At 28.8% G+C, this 22178-nt stretch carries 26 protein-coding genes; all 26 read left to right on the forward strand.

Features of this window, described 5'->3' with window-relative positions:
* Nucleotides 1–125 precede the first annotated feature (125 nt).
* The 26 genes from HYG84_RS10920 (at nt 126) to HYG84_RS11040 (ending at nt 21569) form a co-directional block, all read left to right on the forward strand.
* Complete coding sequence (locus tag HYG84_RS10920; RefSeq protein ID WP_212377014.1) at nt 126–359, forward strand: hypothetical protein; 234 nt, start codon at nt 126–128, stop codon at nt 357–359.
* Between the two features lie 97 nt (nt 360–456).
* Nucleotides 457–810 (forward strand): hypothetical protein, encoded by a 354-nt coding sequence (locus tag HYG84_RS10925; RefSeq protein WP_212377017.1) that lies wholly within the window; start codon nt 457–459, stop codon nt 808–810.
* A gap of 317 nt (nt 811–1127) precedes the next feature.
* Nucleotides 1128–1373, forward strand: a complete 246-nt coding sequence (locus HYG84_RS10930; RefSeq protein WP_212377020.1) for a hypothetical protein — start codon at nt 1128–1130, stop codon at nt 1371–1373.
* A gap of 944 nt (nt 1374–2317) precedes the next feature.
* Nucleotides 2318–2959 (forward strand): lactate utilization protein, encoded by a 642-nt coding sequence (locus HYG84_RS10935; RefSeq protein WP_212377023.1) that lies wholly within the window; start codon nt 2318–2320, stop codon nt 2957–2959.
* 143 nt (nt 2960–3102) lie between these two features.
* A complete protein-coding gene (locus HYG84_RS10940; protein ID WP_212377026.1) occupies nt 3103–3570 on the forward strand; it encodes a GNAT family N-acetyltransferase in 468 nt (155 codons plus the stop codon).
* A 141-nt stretch (nt 3571–3711) separates the two neighbouring features.
* A complete protein-coding gene (locus HYG84_RS10945; protein ID WP_212377029.1) occupies nt 3712–3867 on the forward strand; it encodes a hypothetical protein in 156 nt (51 codons plus the stop codon).
* 854 nt (nt 3868–4721) lie between these two features.
* Nucleotides 4722–5210, forward strand: coding sequence for a GNAT family N-acetyltransferase (locus HYG84_RS10950; protein ID WP_212377032.1), 489 nt, complete (start codon nt 4722–4724; stop codon nt 5208–5210).
* Nucleotides 5211–5607: 397 nt separating this feature from the next.
* The gene (locus tag HYG84_RS10955; RefSeq protein WP_212377035.1) at nt 5608–5898 is read left to right on the forward strand and encodes a hypothetical protein; all 291 of its coding nucleotides are present in this window, start codon (nt 5608–5610) and stop codon (nt 5896–5898) included.
* Between the two features lie 88 nt (nt 5899–5986).
* On the forward strand, nt 5987–6508 hold the full coding sequence (locus HYG84_RS10960) for a GNAT family N-acetyltransferase (RefSeq protein ID WP_212377038.1): 522 nt from the start codon (nt 5987–5989) through the stop codon (nt 6506–6508).
* A gap of 49 nt (nt 6509–6557) precedes the next feature.
* Nucleotides 6558–7190, forward strand: coding sequence for a DUF998 domain-containing protein (locus tag HYG84_RS10965; RefSeq protein ID WP_249168593.1), 633 nt, complete (start codon nt 6558–6560; stop codon nt 7188–7190).
* Nucleotides 7191–7519: 329 nt separating this feature from the next.
* Entirely contained in the window at nt 7520–8275 is a 756-nt protein-coding gene (locus HYG84_RS10970) for a hypothetical protein (RefSeq protein ID WP_212377044.1), read from the forward strand.
* A gap of 343 nt (nt 8276–8618) precedes the next feature.
* Nucleotides 8619–9620, forward strand: coding sequence for a C45 family autoproteolytic acyltransferase/hydolase (locus HYG84_RS10975; RefSeq protein WP_212377046.1), 1002 nt, complete (start codon nt 8619–8621; stop codon nt 9618–9620).
* A 305-nt stretch (nt 9621–9925) separates the two neighbouring features.
* Nucleotides 9926–10036: a putative holin-like toxin gene (locus tag HYG84_RS20360; protein WP_249168594.1), complete on the forward strand. Its 111-nt coding sequence runs from the start codon at nt 9926–9928 to the stop codon at nt 10034–10036.
* Nucleotides 10037–10439: 403 nt separating this feature from the next.
* Entirely contained in the window at nt 10440–10643 is a 204-nt protein-coding gene (locus tag HYG84_RS10980) for a hypothetical protein (protein ID WP_212377049.1), read from the forward strand.
* A 1-nt stretch (nt 10644) separates the two neighbouring features.
* Complete coding sequence (locus HYG84_RS10985) at nt 10645–10797, forward strand: ASCH domain-containing protein (RefSeq protein ID WP_249168760.1); 153 nt, start codon at nt 10645–10647, stop codon at nt 10795–10797.
* A gap of 930 nt (nt 10798–11727) precedes the next feature.
* Nucleotides 11728–13611: a group II intron reverse transcriptase/maturase gene (ltrA, locus tag HYG84_RS10990; RefSeq protein WP_212377011.1), complete on the forward strand. Its 1884-nt coding sequence runs from the start codon at nt 11728–11730 to the stop codon at nt 13609–13611.
* Between the two features lie 284 nt (nt 13612–13895).
* Nucleotides 13896–14378, forward strand: a complete 483-nt coding sequence (locus HYG84_RS10995) for a GNAT family N-acetyltransferase (protein ID WP_212377052.1) — start codon at nt 13896–13898, stop codon at nt 14376–14378.
* Between the two features lie 178 nt (nt 14379–14556).
* Nucleotides 14557–15075, forward strand: a complete 519-nt coding sequence (locus tag HYG84_RS11000; RefSeq protein ID WP_212377056.1) for a hypothetical protein — start codon at nt 14557–14559, stop codon at nt 15073–15075.
* Between the two features lie 124 nt (nt 15076–15199).
* Complete coding sequence (locus HYG84_RS11005) at nt 15200–15406, forward strand: hypothetical protein (RefSeq protein ID WP_212377059.1); 207 nt, start codon at nt 15200–15202, stop codon at nt 15404–15406.
* Nucleotides 15378–15620, forward strand: a complete 243-nt coding sequence (locus tag HYG84_RS11010; protein WP_212377062.1) for a hypothetical protein — start codon at nt 15378–15380, stop codon at nt 15618–15620. Before HYG84_RS11005 ends, HYG84_RS11010 begins: the two co-directional genes overlap by 29 nt.
* Before the next feature lie 210 nt (nt 15621–15830).
* A complete protein-coding gene (locus HYG84_RS11015; RefSeq protein WP_212377065.1) occupies nt 15831–16286 on the forward strand; it encodes an AraC family transcriptional regulator in 456 nt (151 codons plus the stop codon).
* Nucleotides 16287–16706: 420 nt separating this feature from the next.
* Nucleotides 16707–17540, forward strand: coding sequence for a CPBP family intramembrane glutamic endopeptidase (locus HYG84_RS11020; protein ID WP_212377068.1), 834 nt, complete (start codon nt 16707–16709; stop codon nt 17538–17540).
* Nucleotides 17541–17670: 130 nt separating this feature from the next.
* Complete coding sequence (locus HYG84_RS11025) at nt 17671–18234, forward strand: histidine phosphatase family protein (protein ID WP_212377071.1); 564 nt, start codon at nt 17671–17673, stop codon at nt 18232–18234.
* A 323-nt stretch (nt 18235–18557) separates the two neighbouring features.
* Nucleotides 18558–19031 carry an RNA polymerase sigma factor gene (locus tag HYG84_RS11030; protein WP_212377073.1) on the forward strand — a complete coding sequence of 158 codons (474 nt, stop codon included), beginning with the start codon at nt 18558–18560 and terminating at the stop codon, nt 19029–19031.
* Nucleotides 19028–20215 carry an anti sigma factor C-terminal domain-containing protein gene (locus tag HYG84_RS11035; RefSeq protein ID WP_212377076.1) on the forward strand — a complete coding sequence of 396 codons (1188 nt, stop codon included), beginning with the start codon at nt 19028–19030 and terminating at the stop codon, nt 20213–20215. The genes HYG84_RS11030 and HYG84_RS11035 overlap by 4 nt, the downstream gene beginning before the upstream one ends.
* A gap of 556 nt (nt 20216–20771) precedes the next feature.
* A complete protein-coding gene (locus HYG84_RS11040) occupies nt 20772–21569 on the forward strand; it encodes a hypothetical protein (protein ID WP_212377079.1) in 798 nt (265 codons plus the stop codon).
* Nucleotides 21570–22178: the final 609 nt, after the last annotated feature.

The following is a 22178-nucleotide window of genomic DNA, read 5'->3' on the forward strand; positions in this document are numbered from 1 at the left end:
TACGGTATTGAATATGAATAACTTTTATAACAATATAGAAAATATGGTATAATCTTCTTATGTGATAAGTCAGATTAGTAAAATAATATGTAGTAGAAAGATAAGGGTAGGAAGAGGTGGACAATATGCTCGAAAGGTTAAATATTATTTTAAATTCTGTAATTGGATCATTTATTGGCGTATTTATAGGTTATTGCATATATAGATATTTTGACTATACAAATCATCCTCATTTATATGAAATTGAGTCAGCACCTTGGTATACAAGCATTCAAATATATGGATTAGCTGTTGCATTGATTGTATTTATTGCTATTATTATCAAATTCTTAATAAAAAAGAAAATGCGAAGTATTTAGTCATGAGTTCATAAGCTTATACGACGCATCATTTAAAAATAAAGTCGCAGTCGTTTATTAGGATGAAATAAATACAATACAGGAGGAATTAATAAAAGTGAAAAAAACTATAGTTGGAATCATAGTTATTGCTATTGTTTTTGTTATAGGAATTTATTCGGATTTTGGTTATTCAGGGTCTATTAGAAGAAATATTACGTCTAAAGAAAGCGCAAATTCTGAAGTAACTTTTGATGGAAAAAAAGGAGATACTATTAAATTTGTCTGTAATTCTTCTATTAAAGAAGGTAATTTAAAATTAACATTAACTAATTCAAATGGTAAAGTAATAAAAAACTTTAGAACTAATAAAAATTACTCTGAACAAGTATCTTTAGATAAGGATGGAGAATATATACTTTCGGCAACTTATGATAATTTTATTGGAAATTTTCATATTAAATGTAGATAAATAATTTGCAATGTTTCTATTTAATACAACAACCAAAAATCAATGATTTACTTGAACACCGTGTAATTTGAAGCTGAATTTTACGGTGTTTTTACGTCGTAATCCAAGAATTATCTGCAACCAATGAAGAAAATCCGACATAACTATTAAAATTTAAAGTACTAACAATACTCTTTGAAAACTGAATAATACAGTATTAAAAAATTAGGAATTTGATATAGCAATATAGAAAATATGGTATAATTTTCTTGTTAGATAAATCAGATTAAATGCATAGGACGAAGTAATCATATATAAGGGGAAATGAGGTGGAGTATATGAACAAGTTATATAAAGGCATTATAGCAATGGTTGCTTTTTATATTTTTAACATGTTTATAATGCAAATAATAGGAAATTTTATTTTTATAGGAGATTCATTTACTATATCATATCATATGTTTACTTATACTGGCTTGATGACTTTATGTGGGGTAATCGTAGTATGTACTTATATAATAGTGGGAAAATTAAATGAAGTTAAAGACTTATTAGGTAAATCAGATAACCAAAAGGATGAATAAATCATTAAGCCTTATTCTAAAACTGTTAAACTATCATTTAATAAGGGTTATACTCCAAATGGTGTTGCTGAAAAAGTTTTTCATCTCCATGTTAGATTTTTGGGAGATTGGAATGAATTATATTTCAGAGATTATCTTTTAATTCATAAAAAATTGCTGAAGAATATGGAAAACTAAAGCAATAACTAAAAGAGAAATACATGCATGATAGAGATGGATACAATGATGATAAAACTGAATTCATTTTGAAATATACAAAGATAGCAAGAAAAGAGTTTGGCGATAGATATTTGCCAGGATTAAGAGATTAAACATTAGTTGTTTCACAATATTCTTATTGGATTAATAATACGCATTAGTATATTATTATGATAGTTATAAGCATATTAAAAGGGGGCATATTTGTGGATTTAACTCGTACTGGAGCTTTTTATGTGAGTTTTTTTATTATGATTTTTAATTGGTTAATAAGACTTGTTGCTATATATACGATGTATCTGGCTATAAAGGCTTTTAAAATCTACATAAAGAAAAATTCATAATATTTAAGCATAGTATGTTTTATTCTTGTTTATTATTTAATTTGTTATTTTTATTTTAGATGGAATAACGATAAAAATGGATAATTATTTAAAATACCGTATTATTCAAAACTGAATTTTCGGTATTTTTTATGTTGCAATTCAAGATTATAACGTAATTTAAATATTATACGACGTAACTATTAAAATCTAAGGACTAATAATGTTCTTTGAAAACCAGATGATACAGTATTGACTATCAAAACTATAAGGTGGATTAACATATATTTAGCGCAATATGATATAATTTTCTTTAAAAGATAATTCGTGATTGTAAAATTATGTGATACATAATTGATTTATTATTTGTTGGTAAGATAAAAGCATAAATTAAAATCTTAGGATAAAAGGAAGTGTATTTCAGTGGATAATAGTGTTTTGTGGTATATAGAAAAACAAATTGATAGAACAATAGATAATTTAAGAAAACGTAATATGAAAGGTTTCTTTGTAAAAAATGAGATTGAATTGATCGCACTGTTGAAAGAGCTTATTTCTGAAAACTCTGTAGTTGGTGTAGGAGATTCAATGACACTTTTTGAAGCAGGTGTAATAGATTTGCTTCGTAGTGGTAATTACATTTTTTTAGATAAATATAAAGATGGAATTACAAGCGAAGAAAAGAAACAAATTTATATTAAAAACTTTTCTGCTGATACTTTTCTTTGTAGTACAAATGCCTTAACTGAAAATGGTGAACTTTATAATATAGATGGTAACGGAAGTAGAGTTGCACCAATGATATATGGTCCTAAACAGGTTATTTTAGTAACTGGAATCAATAAGATTGTTAAGGATATAGAAGAAGCAGAAAAAAGGGTCAGAAATTACTCTGCTCCAATTGACGCAAAAAGATTAGGTAAAAACACTCCATGCACTACTTTGGGTTATTGTGTTGATTGTAAAAGCCCTAATCGAATTTGCAATGATTTTACAATTATTAGAGGACAGTTTATTAAGGATAGAATAAAGGTAATCATTGTAGGAAAAGAGTTAGGATATTAGTATTTTAATTTATATTTAAAAACTGAATAATATGGTATTTTAAAATAGACGGTTTTCTAATTATATAGAAAATATGGTATGGTTTTCTTGCTAGGTAGATTGGATTAGTAGTGTATTATGAGCATAGTAATGGAGGAATTAAAGTGTATATAGACTATTTATATAATCATCCCGAACATATTAATACCGTGGCAAATTGGATTTATAGTGAGTTTGTTGTGAAAGCAAGCGGTACTTTAAGTTTAGATAAAGTTCTTGAGTATCTTGCAAATACAAAATTAACGTCTTTTCCAATTACACTTATTGCAGTGATAGATGGTGAGTGTGCGGGGACAGTTTCTATATTTGAAAATGATTTAAAAACTCAAAGGGATTTAACTCCTTGGTTAGCTTCATTGTATGTAAATCCATATTATAGAGGCAAAGGGATAGCAAGGGAGTTAATTAATAAAGTTCAGCAAGTTGTAAAAGAGTTGGGGTTTAACGAACTATATTTAAGAACAGAGCATACTTCTGAATATTACAGAGGATTAGGTTGGGAGTTTGTTTATAAAACACATGATGAAAGAGGACAGGAAACCGAGGTTTTTAAGATATTTATAAATAATTAGGAACATGTTTTATATTGGGTTAGGAGGAAGTGTATTGATCATTTAACTTTAGGACTTATTATATTATCAGGATTTCTAGTATGGAACACAATTTCAGATTTAAAAAGAGAAAATAGGGAGCTAAAAAATCGATTAGATAGATTGGTAGATGCAGCAGGACACAAAGAATTATCTAGTAGTTTTGTCAATGAATCTTTGAAGTCTGAATTATTGGTATTGAAAAACAAAGGAGAAAATATCAGAGCAATTAAGTTGCTCAGATCTAATACGGGTATGGATTTATTAAATGCAAAATAATATATTGATGCTCTAGAGTAAAATAACAAGTATAATTTCTAGTTTGATAAGGATATATTCTTCTTATAGGACGTAAAAATTATATAATTAAATAATTTATTTATAATATTGTACTATTCAACGTGAATATGCGGTATTTTTGTTTTACAATTCGAGATTTAGCTGCAACTAATGAAGAGAATACGAAATAACTATTAAAATTTGAAATAAGAATAATGTTCTATCATTTGGAGTAGGAATCATCCAATGGGTATTTATGGGAAGGTAATTTGGTTGATTGCGTCTTCTATCATAATTGGTATAGGGCATTTAGGAATACACATTCAGCATTTATTGCTTATATTGAAGAAATAATAACATAGTTATCAAAATCTAAAGTAAGAATAGTGTTATTTGAAAACTAAATAGTACGTTATTATAAAACAGAACTTTATACAAGAATATAGGAAACATGGTATAATACTTTTGATAGATAAATCTGACTAGTAAAATATTGTGCCATAGTTCATTTACAAGGGAGAAGAACATAATGAAAAAAGATATAAATATAAAGAAATTATATTTGTTCACATTTCTATCTTTTATTTTAATCTTATTATTTCTTTGCTTATTTTCACAGACAGCTCCATATTTTTATACGGGATTCGATTACCATACAACACCAAATAGATTAAGCAACCTTGCAAACTTCACATTTTTACTTTTAATTCTGCTTAACTTTATATGCGTAATATTATCTGTTTTTTATTCAATAAAAACACTATTTAATAAAATCAAGTGATAGTCTAACTTAGATTGTTCTATATCAACTAATTCACAAAATTATTATTTTTAAACAAAAGGAGATTAGTGTAATGGATATTAAAATTAGAAGAATATCTATAGAAGACTTAGATGCGGTAGCAGAAGTGGAAGCAAGATGCTTTCCAGAGGAAGAGGCTGCTACGAAGGTATCATTCGAACAACGAATTAAGACATTTCCAGAAAGTTTTTTTGTAGCAGAAATTGAAGGAGAAATAATTGGGTTTATCAATGGGTGCATAATCAATGAAACTGCTATCTATGATGAACTATTTAATGATGCTACACTACATGTTCCAGATGGAGATTACCAGACTATTTTTGGACTTGATGTTATACCAGAGTATCGTAATCAAGGAATTGCTGCACAATTAATGAATCATATGATAGAAGCATCAAGATTAGAGGGGCGCAAAGGCGTTATTCTAACGTGTAAAGAGAAACTTATTCATTATTATACAAAGTTTGGGTACGTAAATAAAGGTATATCTAAGTCAGCACATGGCGGGTCTAAATGGTATGATATGATTTTAGTGTTTTAAATGTATATTTTATATAACAGCATATTATAATTAAAAATCATGAACAAATTGAATTTATAATTAAATAATTTATTTATAATACCGTACTATTCAACGTGAATATGCGGTATTTTTGTTTTATAATTCAAGATTTAGCTGCAACTAATGAAGAAAATATGATGTAACTATTAAAGTTTAAAGCCAGGATGATGTTTTTCGAAAATTGAATAATATAGTATTAAAGAATTAGAAATTTGATATAACAATGTAAAAAATATGGTATAATTTTCTTGTTAGATGAGTGGGACTAGATGGACAATTAAGGAATTAATTGAATTAGGTTATGGAAAATAGATTGATTTTTATTTTGGTTAGCTATAGAAGAAAAATTTTTATTAAATTTTGAGGTGAATAAGAATTGCAAAAAACGAAATTAACAAAAGTAATTAAGATCATTACTATTATTACTAGTATAGTAACTGTCTTGTATCTAGGATTTAGATTTTTGATACCGATATATTTGTCCTATAGATTAAATATAGAAGCAAATAAAGTAGATTCTATAGGAATTATGGGTGGTGCAGATGGGGCAACAACTATTTTTCTTACGAGTGTATCTTCTCCTGCAAATTCTATTATTATAATCTGTGCATTGTTTTCAATGGCTGGAATTGCATATTTGGTTTTTAATAGGAAAGTTATGAAATAGATCTAGCATGTAGAAAATACGGTATAACTTTCTTGTTAAATAAATCATATTAGTATTTTACCGCGAACTAACTATAGGGGGAATAAATATGAAACGAGTTGAAGAAAAGTCTAATTTAATAGTTTTAAGAAATACGCGAGAAGATGATTTGGATTTTGTAGTAAATTCTGAACAAGAACCTGTCAATGCTAAATATGTAAGTCAATGGACAAGAGAACAACATAGGAATGCCCTATACGAGGAAGATATTTTGCATTTAATTGTTGAAGATAGAACAAGCCAAAAGCCTGCTGGATATGTAATTATAGCAGGTGTAACGAATCTAAATAGAAATATTGAGTTTATGAGAGTTGTAATATCAAGCAAAGGTAAGGGTTTCGGAAGAGAAACTCTAAAATTAGTAAAGAAAATTACCTTTGAAAATTTAAATGCACATAGGCTGTGGCTTGATGTTAGATATAAAAATCAAATAGCGCAAAACCTTTATAAATCTGAGGGATTTATTGAAGAGGGTATCTTAAGAGAATGTATTTTGTATGATGGGAACTACGAATCTTTAATTGTGATGTCTATCTTAAAAAATGAGTATATTGGCAATCTTGATTCATAACATTAAGATTAGCCACAACAGTAGTATAATACGAATAAGGAGGGTATTTGTGAAACAAATCAAAGCCAGTTTCTCGCTTGGGATGGTAAGTGCTGTCGTGTACATGACACACGTTTTTTTAGGTCAGCTTTTATGGCATGAATATAATCCAATCACCACTGATATTAGTTCTCTCACTGCCGATGGTGCGCCCCACTCAAATTTTCTACGTGTGTTAACTACTATTTATGGAATATGTTTTTTAGTTTTTGTAGTATCTTTACTGCTCCATTCTATAAAACACTACCACATAATTACTAGCGTAGGATATGGAATCATGTCAGCTATGGCACTTTCAACAACAATAGGATATAGTTTGTTTCCACTTACAGCAGACAAAGCAGAAATGAATTTTCAAAATACCATGCATATCCTTGTGACAGTAGTAGTTGTATTTACGACAATTGCTTCTTTGTTTACACTTGCTTTGGGTTATTGGAAAAAAGAAAAACAGAAAAACTTAGGTTTATTCTGTTTGATTTTTGGAATTCTAATATTCATATTTGGTGCAACAAATCCTATTGGAATAGCTCTAAATCTTAACATTTTAGGTCTTACCGAAAGACTTGTCATATTCATACTACAAGCCTTTATATTTATTTGGTCATTCTTATATACGTTCAAAATTAAAATAGTATCGTAGTATTTTTAACTTACTCTCTTAGATGTAATGATTACAAAATCAAATAATTATTTAATATACTGTATTATTCAAAACTGAATTTTGCGGTGTTTTTATGCCGTAATTCAAGTAGAATAGGTCAATGAAATGATAGAAACAGAGAAACAGCAATCTGAGTAGTTAATATAGATATTAAGATTAAAAGTATGAAAAATGTTTTTCAAAGCTGAATAATATGGTATTAAAATCAGAAAATCACTACAATAACATAGAAAAAATAGTATAAATTTCTTGTTGGATAAATCAAATTAGATGAATATTCTGATTCAGAAAAAAGGGGGGGATGCCAAATGTTTACATTAGATCATTTTGTAATAAATATAGATGAGGGTTATCAGCGTAATCCTAAAATAATTGAACAAATCATAAATGCAGGATTTCCGTATAAGCCGAGTTGGGGGAAGGGAACAAAAGGGTTTAAGGCATCGAATTTATGGATTGGAAGTGAATATTTTGAGATGATAAACATCTTAAAGCATAATGGTGGAGGGTGGAAAGAGGATTGGGTTAAGCTATATAACCAAGGGCATAGAGGGTTGATTTGTCTGATGTTAGATACTGTGGATTTAGATAGAGTTTATGAACAATTAAAGAAAAAAGACATTGAAGTTACCGTTCCTGAATATCTAGAGTTTAAGTGGTTTTTTAATTTGTTTACTCGAACAATGCCATGGAGAAATAGTTATATTTCTTTTTTTAAAGGCATTCCTTTGCAAATTGGAATACAACAAATGAAGGATCAGAAATCTCGGGAATTTATGAACGAATACATGGTGCCCAATAGCAGGGAGAACAATATCATAGGAGTAAATAAAGTAGTGGTTAAGGGTAATCTTACTAAGGAAGATATAAAATTAATAAATTATATATTTGATGGGTATATTGTAGAGAACAACCCAATCACGATTAAGTTAAATAAAGGACAGACCTTAATATTCGAAGAAAATAAGACCTATCATGTAGAGGTCTTTACTCAATGTAGCAATGAAACTTTTAATAATAAAAATATAACTATAGAAAATGTGACTATATATAATGGGATTTGATATTAGAGTTTTTTGAGCTTCTTACATTATATTCATATTAGACATAATAACTACAAAATAGAATAATTATTTAAAATACTGTATTATTCAAAACTGAATTTTATGGTATTTTTTATATTGAAATACAAGTATATAACTCAATTTAAAGAAAATATTGCACAGATATTAAAATTTAAAATAAAAACAATGTTTCTCGAAAACTGAATAATACAGTATTAATAATCAATATTTAATTTAATATTTATTGGGTTAAAATGGAATAATAATATAGTTGTTGCATTAAAAATTTTATTCATTTACTATGGATGTATGAGGTGGTACCAACTCTTAGGAGAGTGACCTTATGTATCATTCAAGATGGAAAGGTTGTCACTATGAAGCAGGACTACGTTATGGCAATATGTTTTATAAAAATGGAGTAAATCCAATGAGTAGTATTTCAATAAGCAATGAAAGAAAAGAGTTTACGGTAAAATGTATTCCAATTTATGAGAAATTTTATCCAGAAATAGTTGAAGAAATAAAAGGAATGGCTGATGGACTAAAAATAAACTATATAGATGTCGCAAGTTTTATTTTTACTATGTATTGTTTTACATTCGATAATAAATGTTCATGTCTAGCTATTTCAAATGAAGGAAAAATATTCTTTGCTCGAAATAGTGACTTTATTGTGAGTATAGAAAAATTATGTGATAGTGCTTATTATAAACTTAATAATGCATATTCATTTATTGGAAATACAACTGCGTGGACAGAAATGGAAGATGGTATCAACGAACATGGACTAGCGGTTGGTTTAACTTTTATTTATCCTATAAAAATAAAACCTGGTCTTAATGCAGGGATGCTTGTTAGATATATTTTAGAGAAATGTAAAACAACAGATGAAGCAATATTGGTATTAAAAAAACTTCCGATTGCTTCACCTCAAACAATTACGCTAGCAGATAAGTTAGGTAATATTGTAGTTGTAGAATGTAATTGTGACAAAGTTATTGTCTTAGCTCCTCAACAAGGAAAAGATTATGTGTTTACAACAAATCATTTTGTATCTGAAGAAATGCAAGAATATCAATTTAATGGTGTTGACGATATATATTCTCATGAACGATATAAAACATTAGTAAATGCTTTTTCCAATACCCAAGAACGTTCGATAGATTTTATAAAAAATATTTTATCTGGGAATATGGGATTTATGTGTCAATATGATAGAAAAAAGGGAATTGATACAGTTTGGTCATCAATATATGATTTAACGGATGGTACAATTTTTAGAGTTGAAGGAAATCCTTCAAGAAAATTATTCAATCAGGATAAAAGGCTTGTGCTTAAAAAATAAGAGTTATATCTGATAAATTAATTTAAATGCCGTATTATTCAGAAATGAATTTGCGGTATTTTTTATGTCATATTTCAAGTAAAATACGTCAATAAAATGATAAAAATAGAGAAATAGCAATCTGAGTAGTTAATACAGATATTATAGATTATTTGGAAAAAATAAATAAGATTCGAGATAATAAAGATTAGAAATAGATCAGATTATTGATATAGTATAATTGTGTATGATATTATTAAAATAGGGTAATCAGGTAAAAGCAGGTGTGGTTGCCGCCTTACTTTCAGATGAAAGGAGGTGGAGCGATGGATACATATCAAGCTATATCTTTAATGATGATGTTTGGCATGCTATTGATATCGCTAATCTCCTTAATTGTTAGCCTAGTAAAGGACAACAACAAAGGAAAAAAATAATCACCCTGCGCGCCATGCAGAGTGATTAAAATAGATTAATCCCTGGGTGGTAATCGCATTATGCAAATCCGATTACCTTTTTTATTATTATACCACAAAGACTTTAAAAGTAAACACATACATTGTGTAAATGGCATCTATACAATTAGATTTTTTATTAAACAGCTTTAATGTTGTTTTTTATTTTGTAAAAAATTTTAATTGCTTACATTCAAGATAATGTGACACAAGGATTAAAATTTAATGAGAGAAATGTTCTTTAAAAACTGAATAATACAGTACTAAAATCAGAAAATCACCATAATAACACAGGAAACATGGTATAATTTTCTTGTTAGATAAATTAGATTAGTTTTATTATGTGAAGCAAGTATGATTTAGCTAATCTAAAGGAGGTGCAGGTATGAAGTATATACCAGGAAAAGATATTAATCTCGGTTTGATATTTACTGTATTATTTGGAATTACAATAGTTGGTGGATTTGTCAAATGGCCTTTATTTATTCTTGCTGGAATTTTTCTACTTTCCTATATTGTACTAGATAGGAACAGATTAAAATGTCCAAATTGCGGTAACAATTATTCCATTTTCAGATATTACTTATGATATTTGTAAGCGTGGGGGTGAAGATGATACATTGGAATCATGGCGTGCAGGACATATTAATTTCTTCAGGGAAGAAGGAAATAAACTTGGATATGAGTTTAGGAATGATATGCCAGTGATTTTTGAAGATTTTGAAGTAGTATATCAAGTATAGATTTTATAGGCAAAACAAACTAATCTGTAATATCATAGTTGAGACAGAACATTTATATTAAATGTCATGATTATAAAACTAAATATTCAAACAAAATACCGTATTATTCAGAAATGAATTTTACGGCATTTTTTATGCAGGATTACAAGATTATAACGTAACTTGAAGATAATGCGAGTGCGTCCTGTTGTCTGACAATCTCCTAAGTAATTAGGAATAAAACAGGCGGAAATGGAACGAAGGAGTCCATAACTAACTGTACTGGTGATTATTCAAGGGTGAGATTCCTTTGACAAGTCTGGTGAGCTTGAAAAAGCCTAATACTCCGACTAGCATGGATTGATACCACATGAAATGTTAGTAGCTCGGTGAAGTCGCCCAAAATATTACCTAAGTCATTCTGATACGGAAATAGAAGTAGGCGGGGTGCTAGAAAATGAGTAGCGTTGAGAATGTTCCGAAGGAACTGACGAAATCTCGAATGTACGGGTCGTGAATTTTGAAATACAGAAATGTATTTAGTCCTTACGGGATATTTAGAAGTGGGAAGGTCATTTCGCATTGCCCAACCTGCATAACTCCTTTTGATAGGGTTGGAATACACGAGGAAATCACTAATATATACAATCGTGTATATGTCTAAACGGCTTAGAGAGAAAGACGAACCTCATAAATGAAAAGCTAATCAGTGTGGAACAGGAGAAACGAGAAAGAGTGCTTTAACGTTGGTATACGTACTCTAAGGATATAAGATAAGTTATCGAAATTCCTGTATTCTCGTGGCAGTAGGGGTATAGTACCTAAGAAACTATGATAATAAGTAGTGGAGGGAAGACCCCAAGTCTAACCAATAAATAAAAAATATAATTAACGGTTTTTGGAGCAGGTAAGCGAAAATGACGTAGTCACGTATTGTTAACCCTAAAGGAGATGACAAAACGGTTGATACAACAACAAAAACTACTGAAATCGGACAACGATCTGAGGGCAATGCAAGATCGCTTTTATGAAAAATCCAAGAATAATGAAAACTTTAAATTTCACTCATTAGTCGAAAAGGCAATGTCAATTCCAACGATTATGACTGCGATTCATAATCTTAAAGCTAACAAAGGAAGTAAAACAGCAGGAATTGATAAATATACTATCAGAAAATATCTTGAACAGGATTATGATAAAACAATATCGGAAGTACAACAAGCTTTCATGAACTACAAGGCACAAAGTGTAAGGCGAGTATGGATTCCAAAGGTAGGCAAAGATGAATTCAGACCGTTAGGAATTCCAACTATCATAGACCGAATTGTTCAAGAATGTATACGAATAGTGATAGAGCCAATATGTGAGGGAAGGTTTTTCGAACATAGTTATGGATTCAGACCTATGAGAAATACGCACCACGCATTGGAAAGACTAACAAGTCTGGTGCATAAAACAGGATACCATTGGATTGTCGAAGGGGATATATCAAAGTTCTTCGATAAGGTAAATCATCAAATTTTAATTAGAGAACTATACAACATGGGAATCGCTGATAAGAGACTATTGATGATAATTAAACAAATGCTTAAAGCAGGAATAATGAATGAAACAATGGTTAGTGAACTTGGCACACCACAAGGTGGGATATTATCTCCCCTACTAGCAAATGTTTACTTAAATAAATTTGATAGATTCATTGATAATAGCTGGAAAAAGTTCAAAACTAGACATCAGTATTGTTCAGACGGAAGTAAATTACGTCAGCTAAGAGATACTTGCAAACTAAAACCTGCATTTTTGGTGAGGTATGCCGATGACTGGTGTTTAATAACTGACAGTTATGAAAATGCAGTTAAGTGGAAATTTGCTATCGAAAAGTGGCTAAGAAAGCACCTTAAATTAGAGCTGTCTAAGGACAAAACTCTCATAACAAATGTTAGGAAAAAGAAAATATCATTTCTTGGATTTACATTCAAAGTTAAAAAGAGCGGAAATGCACGAAAGGGATTTGTAACTCATACTGAACCCGATAGGGTAAGAATTCAACTCAAGAGAAAAGAATTAATGAAAAAGGCAAAAGAGTTACGAAGTAGTAGAGATATAAACGACCTATTGAATAATATCAACATATACAACAGTACAATACGTGGAATAATCAACTACTACGCACCTGCCACACACGTATTCGTGGAGCTTAGAAAATTAACCTTTAACCTACATTATGCTTCATACAAATCGCTAAAGAGATTCGGAGGTAAATGGATTAGAGCTAGTGAAGTGTCTAACTTAAAATCGATACACGAAAATTATGATACAAAAATCCCTGCTGTTCGATATAAAGACAAATGGGTAGGGGTAACATCAACGAATTTTAGTAAATGGATTAAAACTAAATTGAAAAATCAAATTGAAACCCCCTATAGTCTTGAAGGTAGAAATCTTCATCACAAAATAACAGGGAAAAAGCCCCTTAAAACAAGGGCTGACGAATTACTTTCACTAACATTATCCGATTTAATAGCAAAAGGTTTAACAGGAATAAAGTATAACTTTGAGTATCACCTAAATAGACCCTATGTATTTAATGTAGACAAAGGTAAGTGTAGAATATGTAGAAATGACCTACACAAAGATAATGTACACATACATCATGTTAGACCGTACTTGCTACTTGACGAAATTAACAAAGTCAAAAATTTAGCTACAGTATGTGTATCTTGTCACAAGATGATTCACAATAACAATGACTATTCAGGAGTCATTAATACAAAACAACTCAGAAAGCTTAACGAATATAGGGAAAAATTAATTATATTACAAATAAATGATTAGATGGAACGCCGTATACGGTGATAAATCGTACGTACGGTGTGGAACGGGGGAAAAGGGAGTCTGACTGTTTATACAAATAAAAGATTACCCTTACCTATCGTTATCGTAACTATTAAGATTAAAAATACGAGTAATGTTCTTTGAAAACTGAATAATACGGTATTGAAAAATTAAAAACTTACTATAATAATATAGAAAATATGGTATAGTTTACTTATTAAATCAGTCAGATTTGTAGAAAAGGGTGCACTAAAGTTATTTAGGTTGTTAAGGAGGATATAACGTTGGAAAATCTATTATTGAAAACACGTACAGTTGAACATGTAAAAATCTTTTGGGAAAAGTCCCAGGATAAAGAGTTAGAGAGGTTATTTCCATTTAATAGAGTTGCATTAGGGGATGCAATTAAATTATATGAGGAATCATTAAAACCTGGAGCAAGGAGCTTCGGTAAGATTATAGATATAGACGGTAGATATATAGGAGATGTTTGGTGCTATGGGATAGATGAAGCTAATGAAAAGCAGGCATTCGTAAGTATAGTCATATTTGATAAAAAATACTGGGGTAAGGAAATTGGCAAGCATGCGTTAGCACAATTCTGCCATCTTGTATTTGAAAAATATGCTATCAGTAAGTTATGTGCTTTTACTTATAAATCTAATAAAAAATCCATAGGTATGCTCGAAAGTGTAGGGTTTAAGAAGATTGAGGACTTCGAAGAAGATGGTGTGATTTCTTGTTATTATGAATTATTAAGGCTGTGAGAAAATCTATAAATAAAATGGAAAGTCTGCTGATTATTAAGAATATAACTTCGTAATTTTTATATTAAACGTCATGATCACAAAACTAAATATTCAAACAAGATACCGTATTATTTAGAAATGGATTTTACGGTATTTTTTATGTCGCATTACAAAAATATACGAAGAAGTGAAAAGAATGGATGATAAAGAAGTTAAAAAGTTAATTGCTGAAGCACCAGATGAACGTCCTATTAATGGATTACGAAAATGTACAAGTTATTTAATTGATGGCAATGTAGCTTACCTAACCAATCCTGCTTATGATGCATATACACTACCCGAATATGATGCTAAAACAGGTGAATTTTATAGGATTAAATATGATATGGATGATGACTTTAGAATGGATGATGAATGCTTGTGCAATATAGATGATTTAATATACAGAGAAGATTTTGAAGAAATTAAAAGATTTTATAATATACAGGATAAATTAGTAATCAAGCTAGAGGATGAACTTGGTATACATAGTTTATTAGTGAATAGAGATTGTGTTTGGAAATGTGAATCATGCGGTGAAGAAGTTAATGTTGGGGAGAAACATCTTAATGAGAATAGGAATGTAATTTCTCCAAATTGTCCTATGTGCAAGGAAAAAATGAGATTTAGATATTGGGTAGATAATCAAGAGCAGTTACACATCACAAGATCATAGTTGTAACTAATGAAAAAAGTAAGCTTTAGATATTAAATTTTAAAGCAAAAAGATGTTCTTTGAAAACTGAATAATACGAATTACTGATACTACCAAATAAATCTATCTAAAGGAGTGATATGTTGTGAGAAGTAATTACATTATCTTGGGTATTATCTTAATTATTTGCACTAGTTTCTTTTTTGTAGGGTGTAGTAATGAAGAAAATAAGGAATTAAGTTATGAAATAATTTCCTTTGAAAATGCCCCAAAAGAAGTTCAAGATAGGATGATGCTATCAGAGAATCATAATAAACATCTTAATGAAGACTATGATTCAGGTGGGGGGTGATTTAGGTAAGGAAAGATATGTATTTTTTATAACAAATGAAGGTAGTACACCTAAAATTCTAGGAATTGCCCCAGATAAAACTTATGGCAGAGGAATAATGATTAAATATACTATTGAAAACAAAGAAAATGCAAAATTCCCTGATACTTCAGCTATAATAAGGCTAAATAAATATTATGGCGAAATTACAAAAACCTATATAAGTCATCCATAAATTAACTCCTTCAAAATATTTAGACATTATTTATATCGCATTATCTTTTTTAGACGTAACAGTAAGACAATACAACATATGAGCAATGTAAATAACTCAATAAATTGAAATTTAAGAATTTTAAAAAATATATTGTTTTCTATTTTAAAGCGTAGTAATCTTGTAATGAAGAAATTATTTATTCTTTAAAGGAGGCAAAGAAAACAGATTATGAATATTATGATTGAGAAGATGCCAACATATCGAATTGCTTACATAAGGAAGAGTGGCCCTTATGGAACTAACAATGTACAAACAATGGAAGAATTAAAAGAATGGGCAAAATTTAACCATTTATTTAACGATGAATCCATAATTCTTGGAATTGCTCAGGATAATCCTGAAACTACTAAACCTGAAAACTGTCGTTATGATACTTGTATTGTTGTTTCAAACGACTATTCAGTAACTGACGGCTATGTAAGAGAAGGTAATATTGTTGGAGGAAAATATGCTATTTTTAAAATTAATCATACAGCAGAAGCAGTTCAGAAAGCATGGATTGATATTTTTCCAGAATTATCAAGGCAAGGATATCAATTTGATGAAACAAGACCAATCATCGAAAGGTATATAGTCCAAATGGTTAATAATCATCATTGCGAAATTTGTGTACCCATATATTAAAGTAGTAATTGGATAATTCAAATTTGTAAAGTTGAATTAACATAATTTTAAGTTCAGTTATGTCGTATCTTTCTTATTAGACGTAATAACTACAAAATCAAATAATTATTTAAGATATCGCATTATTCAGAAATGAATTTTACGGTATTTTTTATGTCGTAATACAAGAATTAGCTACAACTAATGAAGATTATGTAACGTAAGTATTGAAATTTAACGTAATAACTTAATGCTCTTTGAAAATTGAATAATATGGTATTATAAAATAGAAATTTAATATAACAATATAGAAAATATGGTATAATTTTCTTATTAGATAGACCAGATTAGAAGTGATAAACGACAGTAAAATTAGACATTATTATCGACTATGGTTAGATCTTAGTATTAATATTAGATTCTTGATATGGAGGGCTAATTATGAAGAATACCCAAGAAATAAATTTAAAAGCTTTAAATCGTGATCTAATATTTATTATATTTGGATATGTTTGTTTATATTTTTATAAGATGCATGAGCCAAGTTATAGTAGCCCTATGTTGATGTCAGGTGCTGTAGCTATTTTACTTATTATAATTCATATATTTTCTACAAGTGAGAAAGAAAATAAAAATATATATGAAAATAGAAAAGCAATTATTCCGTTTATTGCCATATATGTACTTTTGCTTACTGTAATTTTTACCTTTAATACTTTATTAAAATTAAACAATTTAACTGTACATAATTTTGATAGGAGCTATATTATACTCTTGGAAGTATGTATTTCATTAGCAATATTTATTTGTCATATTTTTAAGATAGGTCTTAAAAACTTTAATTGGAACATGTCAATTAAATTCTTTACTTTAGTAATTATATTATGCATAGTTTATGGTCTTATCTTGAATTATAATAGAATTTTTGATTACACAAGTTATACTAGAAATATCTTTAATATTGCTTTTATATTGGACTTTATCATTAAAACAATCAGAATGTCACTATATCCTGGTTTTTTTGAAGAAGTTTTATTTAGAGGTTTTTTAATTTCAGGACTAAAAGGATTTGGATTAAGTGATGATCGCTGTAATGTTTTTCAAGCTATAATTTTTGGGGTTGGCCATGTAATGAGTTGGGGAATGCCATCTTGGATATTTTTATTAGCCATGACTTGGCAATCAATGTTAGGTTACGTATTAGGAAAGCTATATTTTAAGACTAATTCTTTATTACCATGTATTTTATTTCATGGATTTTTAAATGCAATATAAAGTGTATAAATAGCTAGAAAAAATAAAAAAATTTTATGAAGGGTTTATTTCTATATATAGCAGATAAATTATGTGTAATAAATTTGTATTAAATGCTCAAAGAAAATAATGTATTTTTAGGAGGGCTACTATGGCAAAAGTATTTTTTGTGCGTCATGCAAAACCAGATTTTTCAATAAAGGATGATTTAATACGTCCACTTACTGAAGAAGGAACAAATGATTGTAAAAAGGTAACAGAGTTCTTATTAAATAAAAATATTACTAAGATCTTTTCGAGCCCATACAAAAGAGCTGTTGACACTATAAAAGATTTTGCAGAAACATTAGATTTGAAGATTAATATTATTGATGATTTTAGAGAAAGAAAAGTAGATAGTGCATGGATAGAAGACTTTGATAAATTTGCAAAAGAACAATGGGATAATTCTGATTATAAATTATCTGACGGAGAAAGTTTAAATGAGGTCCAAAAGAGGAATATAGCAGCCCTACGGTATGTATTAAAAGAACATAAAAATGAAAACATCGTCATAGGTACTCATGGTACAGCATTAAGTACAATTATAAATTATTACGATAAAAATTTTAATTACAATGAATTTGAGAGAATCAAGAACTTTATGCCTTTTATTGTGTGTATTAATTTTGATGGAGAAAATGCAATAAAAATAGAAGAATTTAGGATGAAATAAAATTATATAATAAGAATAGATTATTATGCATATATAGGTGTCCAAAGGTCACCTGCGATGCGATACATTGTCTTTTTTATGCAGAACAAATATATACACTGTTTTAGTAGTTAAAGCTAATGAAAAATAAAGTAAAAAATGTACTGTTATTAGAATTATAACAGTATATTTTTTATTGCAGTTATTAATGCATTTTATCTTTTTGTATTTCTCAAGTGAGCCCATTATAATTGTATGAGAATTTTTTTAGCTTTAAAAGTGTAACCTAAATCCTTATAATTCGTTTATATAGTGAAAGGGGTGTCAATGTGTTATATAACCAGATGGAAAAATTATATATTAAATACTATAGAGAACTTTATTTATATGCATTTTCACTGTGTAAGAACCATCATTTAGCACAGGATTTGACTAGTGACACTTTTTTCAAAGCTTATTTAGCTCTTGATGATGATGTAGAATACTTTAAGTATTGGATTTTTAGAGTTTGTAAAAATTTATATTTTGATTTTATTAGAAAAGAAAAAAAGTACAGCAGTGAAAATGAATTAGAAAATATTTTGATTAGCGAAGAAAGTTCATTAGATAAGATCATTGAGACAAATGAAAATAGAAGGCTGTACAATTTAATTCTAGATCTTCCTGAGTCCTATAGAGAAATTCTAATCCTTTATTATTATTGTGAGTTTTCACTTAAGGAAATAAGTATATCAAAAGATATGACAGAGGGAGCTGCAAAAACAATGCTCTTTAGGGCCAGAAGAAAGCTAAAAAATGCATTGGAGGGACAAAAATGAAATATAAAGAATTATTGAATCTGTATAAAGAAGGTTTAGTTAATGAAGAAGAAAAACATCATATTGAGCAAGAAATAGAAAAGTACGAAGCATTAGAAGAATATTTATCAGGGATTATAGAAGAGGAGTTTGATGAAGTAGTTAGATTACCTAGAAATGAAAAGTATGCTGAAGAAACTATTAAACTGAAGAAAAGTGTAAATAAAAGGCTGAGAAAAGTAATTTATACATCTGTAGCTGTAGTAATTGCTTTAGTAGTTAGTATATTTCTTATAATTTCACCATTAGTTGATTCTCTATATTATAATCCAAATAAAATTACGGTTAGCAAAGCAAGAAGTGATATTAATTTTGATGTACATGCTATTTTGGAGTTAAATATGCCTGGTTTAAGTCCGAGTACTGTGTTAGTCGACAAGCAAGGATTTGGTAAATATAACGTCGAGTATTCATATAGAAACTTGTTTACTGATGAAATTTATGATGTCAGTCATAAAATACAGCGTGGTGAGATAGTATCTAGTTACAAAGATCCTATTTTAAGCACAGGTATGTTTATAAACATTAGATATCCATACTCTAATGAGAATTATATTAAGGAGAAAAAACAGAATGTAATAAACCATCTTAAACAGCTAAATCCAATTTCTTATGTTTCATCGTCAATACTTTTTGAGAAGGATTTGACTATGGAAGAATTATTTAATCTAGAATCGAAGTATCCAAACATTGAATTTATCTGGGCTGGTATAAGAACAGCGTCACCAGATGAAGAAGTCCGTTCATTATTAGGGATACAATTAATGAAAAGCAATAGTGTTCTATTAGCTGATAAACATATAGGAAATAAATACCCTGCATTTTTTATATGGGATTGGCTTGTCAATCCTGTAGGCTTAGAAAATTCTAATTCTCGTATTGAAGCACAGGCATATAAACATCATTATATGAGTCTACTTCAATACGTTGTGGATAGAGAAGTTGCAGTAAATGTTCTAGAACATAGGACGGGAAAAGATAAATATTATCAGTCAGCCTTAGATTATGCAAAAGAAAATGGAGTAAAAACTTACGGTGTTCTTGTTTTTGCTGAGGCTAAGGATCTGCTCAATATGCTTGATAATGAAGAAATAAAAGGATTAGAATTCAACCAAGCGTTAGTCTCAAAGAAAAATATTTATTAGGTTTTATTATAAAAAAGCATGTTTTTATCCTATGCGGATAAGTTTTGTTATAGGGATGAAGGGCCAGGTACCTTATCCCTTTTAAATTTAGTTTTTTAATTAATAGAGATATTGAAGGTATTTTGTGTGATACAAAGAATTATTTATAATAGTAGTTAATAGGATTTTGAGGTGAGAAGGGTTAGATATAGGAACGTTATTAAATAAACATATTATGAATTGATTAAAGCGTCTATGTTGACGTATTTCAAAACAAAATTATTTAGTGTAGGGTGGTGAAATTATGCTTAAAGGCACTACAATTAAGGGATTTTTATTTGGATTGATATCTTATTTTGTAGTAACTACGATATTAAGTTTCTTTGGCAGAAATACACAAGTGATGAGATCTATAAGCTTTGTGACTATAATGCTGATAGCTTATTTTATCATTCCGTTTTACAAGAAGAATAGGTCGTAATATCTTTTTTAGGCGCAACAGATGAAAAATGCGAACTTAGTGTAAGTGACACAACTTTAAGTTAAAGCAAATAATAATCTAGGGAAGGAAGATAGGATGATTGGCAATATATTGGATGAAAAGATATATGAAAAATATGATGAAAAATTAAAACAAGTTTTTAAATTTCACAAGATAGTAAGGGTTATTGATAATTCATTAGAAAAACTGTATCCAGTAGCGATAGTTGAGGATAATAATTATATATTATTTGACCTAGATAAAGCTAAGAAGAAGTATATCTTTATCAAGGCCCATCCTATTAAAATGAAAGTACCTAAAGGTATAATAGCAGCTATGGATTTAGATTTCTATGACTACAAACTAGCGGCTGTCATATCATCTGAGGTATTAGATGATATTGAGGGATATGCATTGCTTTTTCACGAATTTGTACATTGTCACCAATTTTATAAATGTGAATTAGAGTTAAAAAAAGGCTTAAAAATATATGATGAAGCTATGAAGAAAAAGGATTATATGTGGGAATTAAATCATCCATTTCCATATACAGATCCATTCTTTGTTAAATATACTTTAGAAATAGACAAGCATTTCAAAATGAATGAATATCAAAAAGTAAAAGAGTATTATTTTCATATGAAGGATTATTTAAATAGGATTGATTTTGAATATATGATTTGGCAGCAATGGAAAGAAGGATTTGCAAGGTTTATTGAAAACAAAACAAGAGAGAACCTTAAACTAGTAACAAATTACCAGAATATAAAACAACCATTTAATCGGGTTAGTTTTTATGAAATTGGGAGTAGATACATAAATTTAATAAAATCTAATAGTGAAGAGCAGAAATATGATATAGAAGATTTATTTTATGAAATGTTAGCTAGATAGGCGTAAATTGACATCAGTTGTTAGTTAGATATTAGACTATATTTTTTGGAAATTAAAACTTGATACAACTTTAGTTCTACTATTTGCATTATTATAGGATTTGGATTTATAAAGTTGATATAGCACTCAAAAATAAATTTGAAGGTAAAAAAATGAGTCTAATCCTTAGATGTCATATGACAGATAATTCTTATATTGTTAAGAAGTAAAACTGATATTTATGTTGCATCATCCCTTTAAAGCGTAATAACTAAAAAATAAAATATTTTATTTTAATACCGCATTATTCAGAAATGGATAAGCGGTATTTTTTATGTCGCATTACAAGTATTATCTGCAACTAATGAAGAAAATGCGAATTAAAATGTTCTTTGAAAATTTAATAATGCGATATTTACAAAATATGTTATAATTGATTCATGATAGTAAGAGAAGGTTAAGTAAAGATTATTTATATGACATACAGATAAATAGGAATTTGGAACATAGATTAAAAAATGCTATTTCACAAGAATGTCTTGTGTATATATATCTTATTGTTAAGGAAGGAGATGATACATATGAAGTTATATAAAATTATACATCTTAAAAACATGAGGAGGGTGACTA

Source organism: Alkaliphilus sp. B6464, from assembly GCF_018141165.1.
Lineage (GTDB): Bacteria > Bacillota > Clostridia > Peptostreptococcales > Natronincolaceae > Alkaliphilus_B.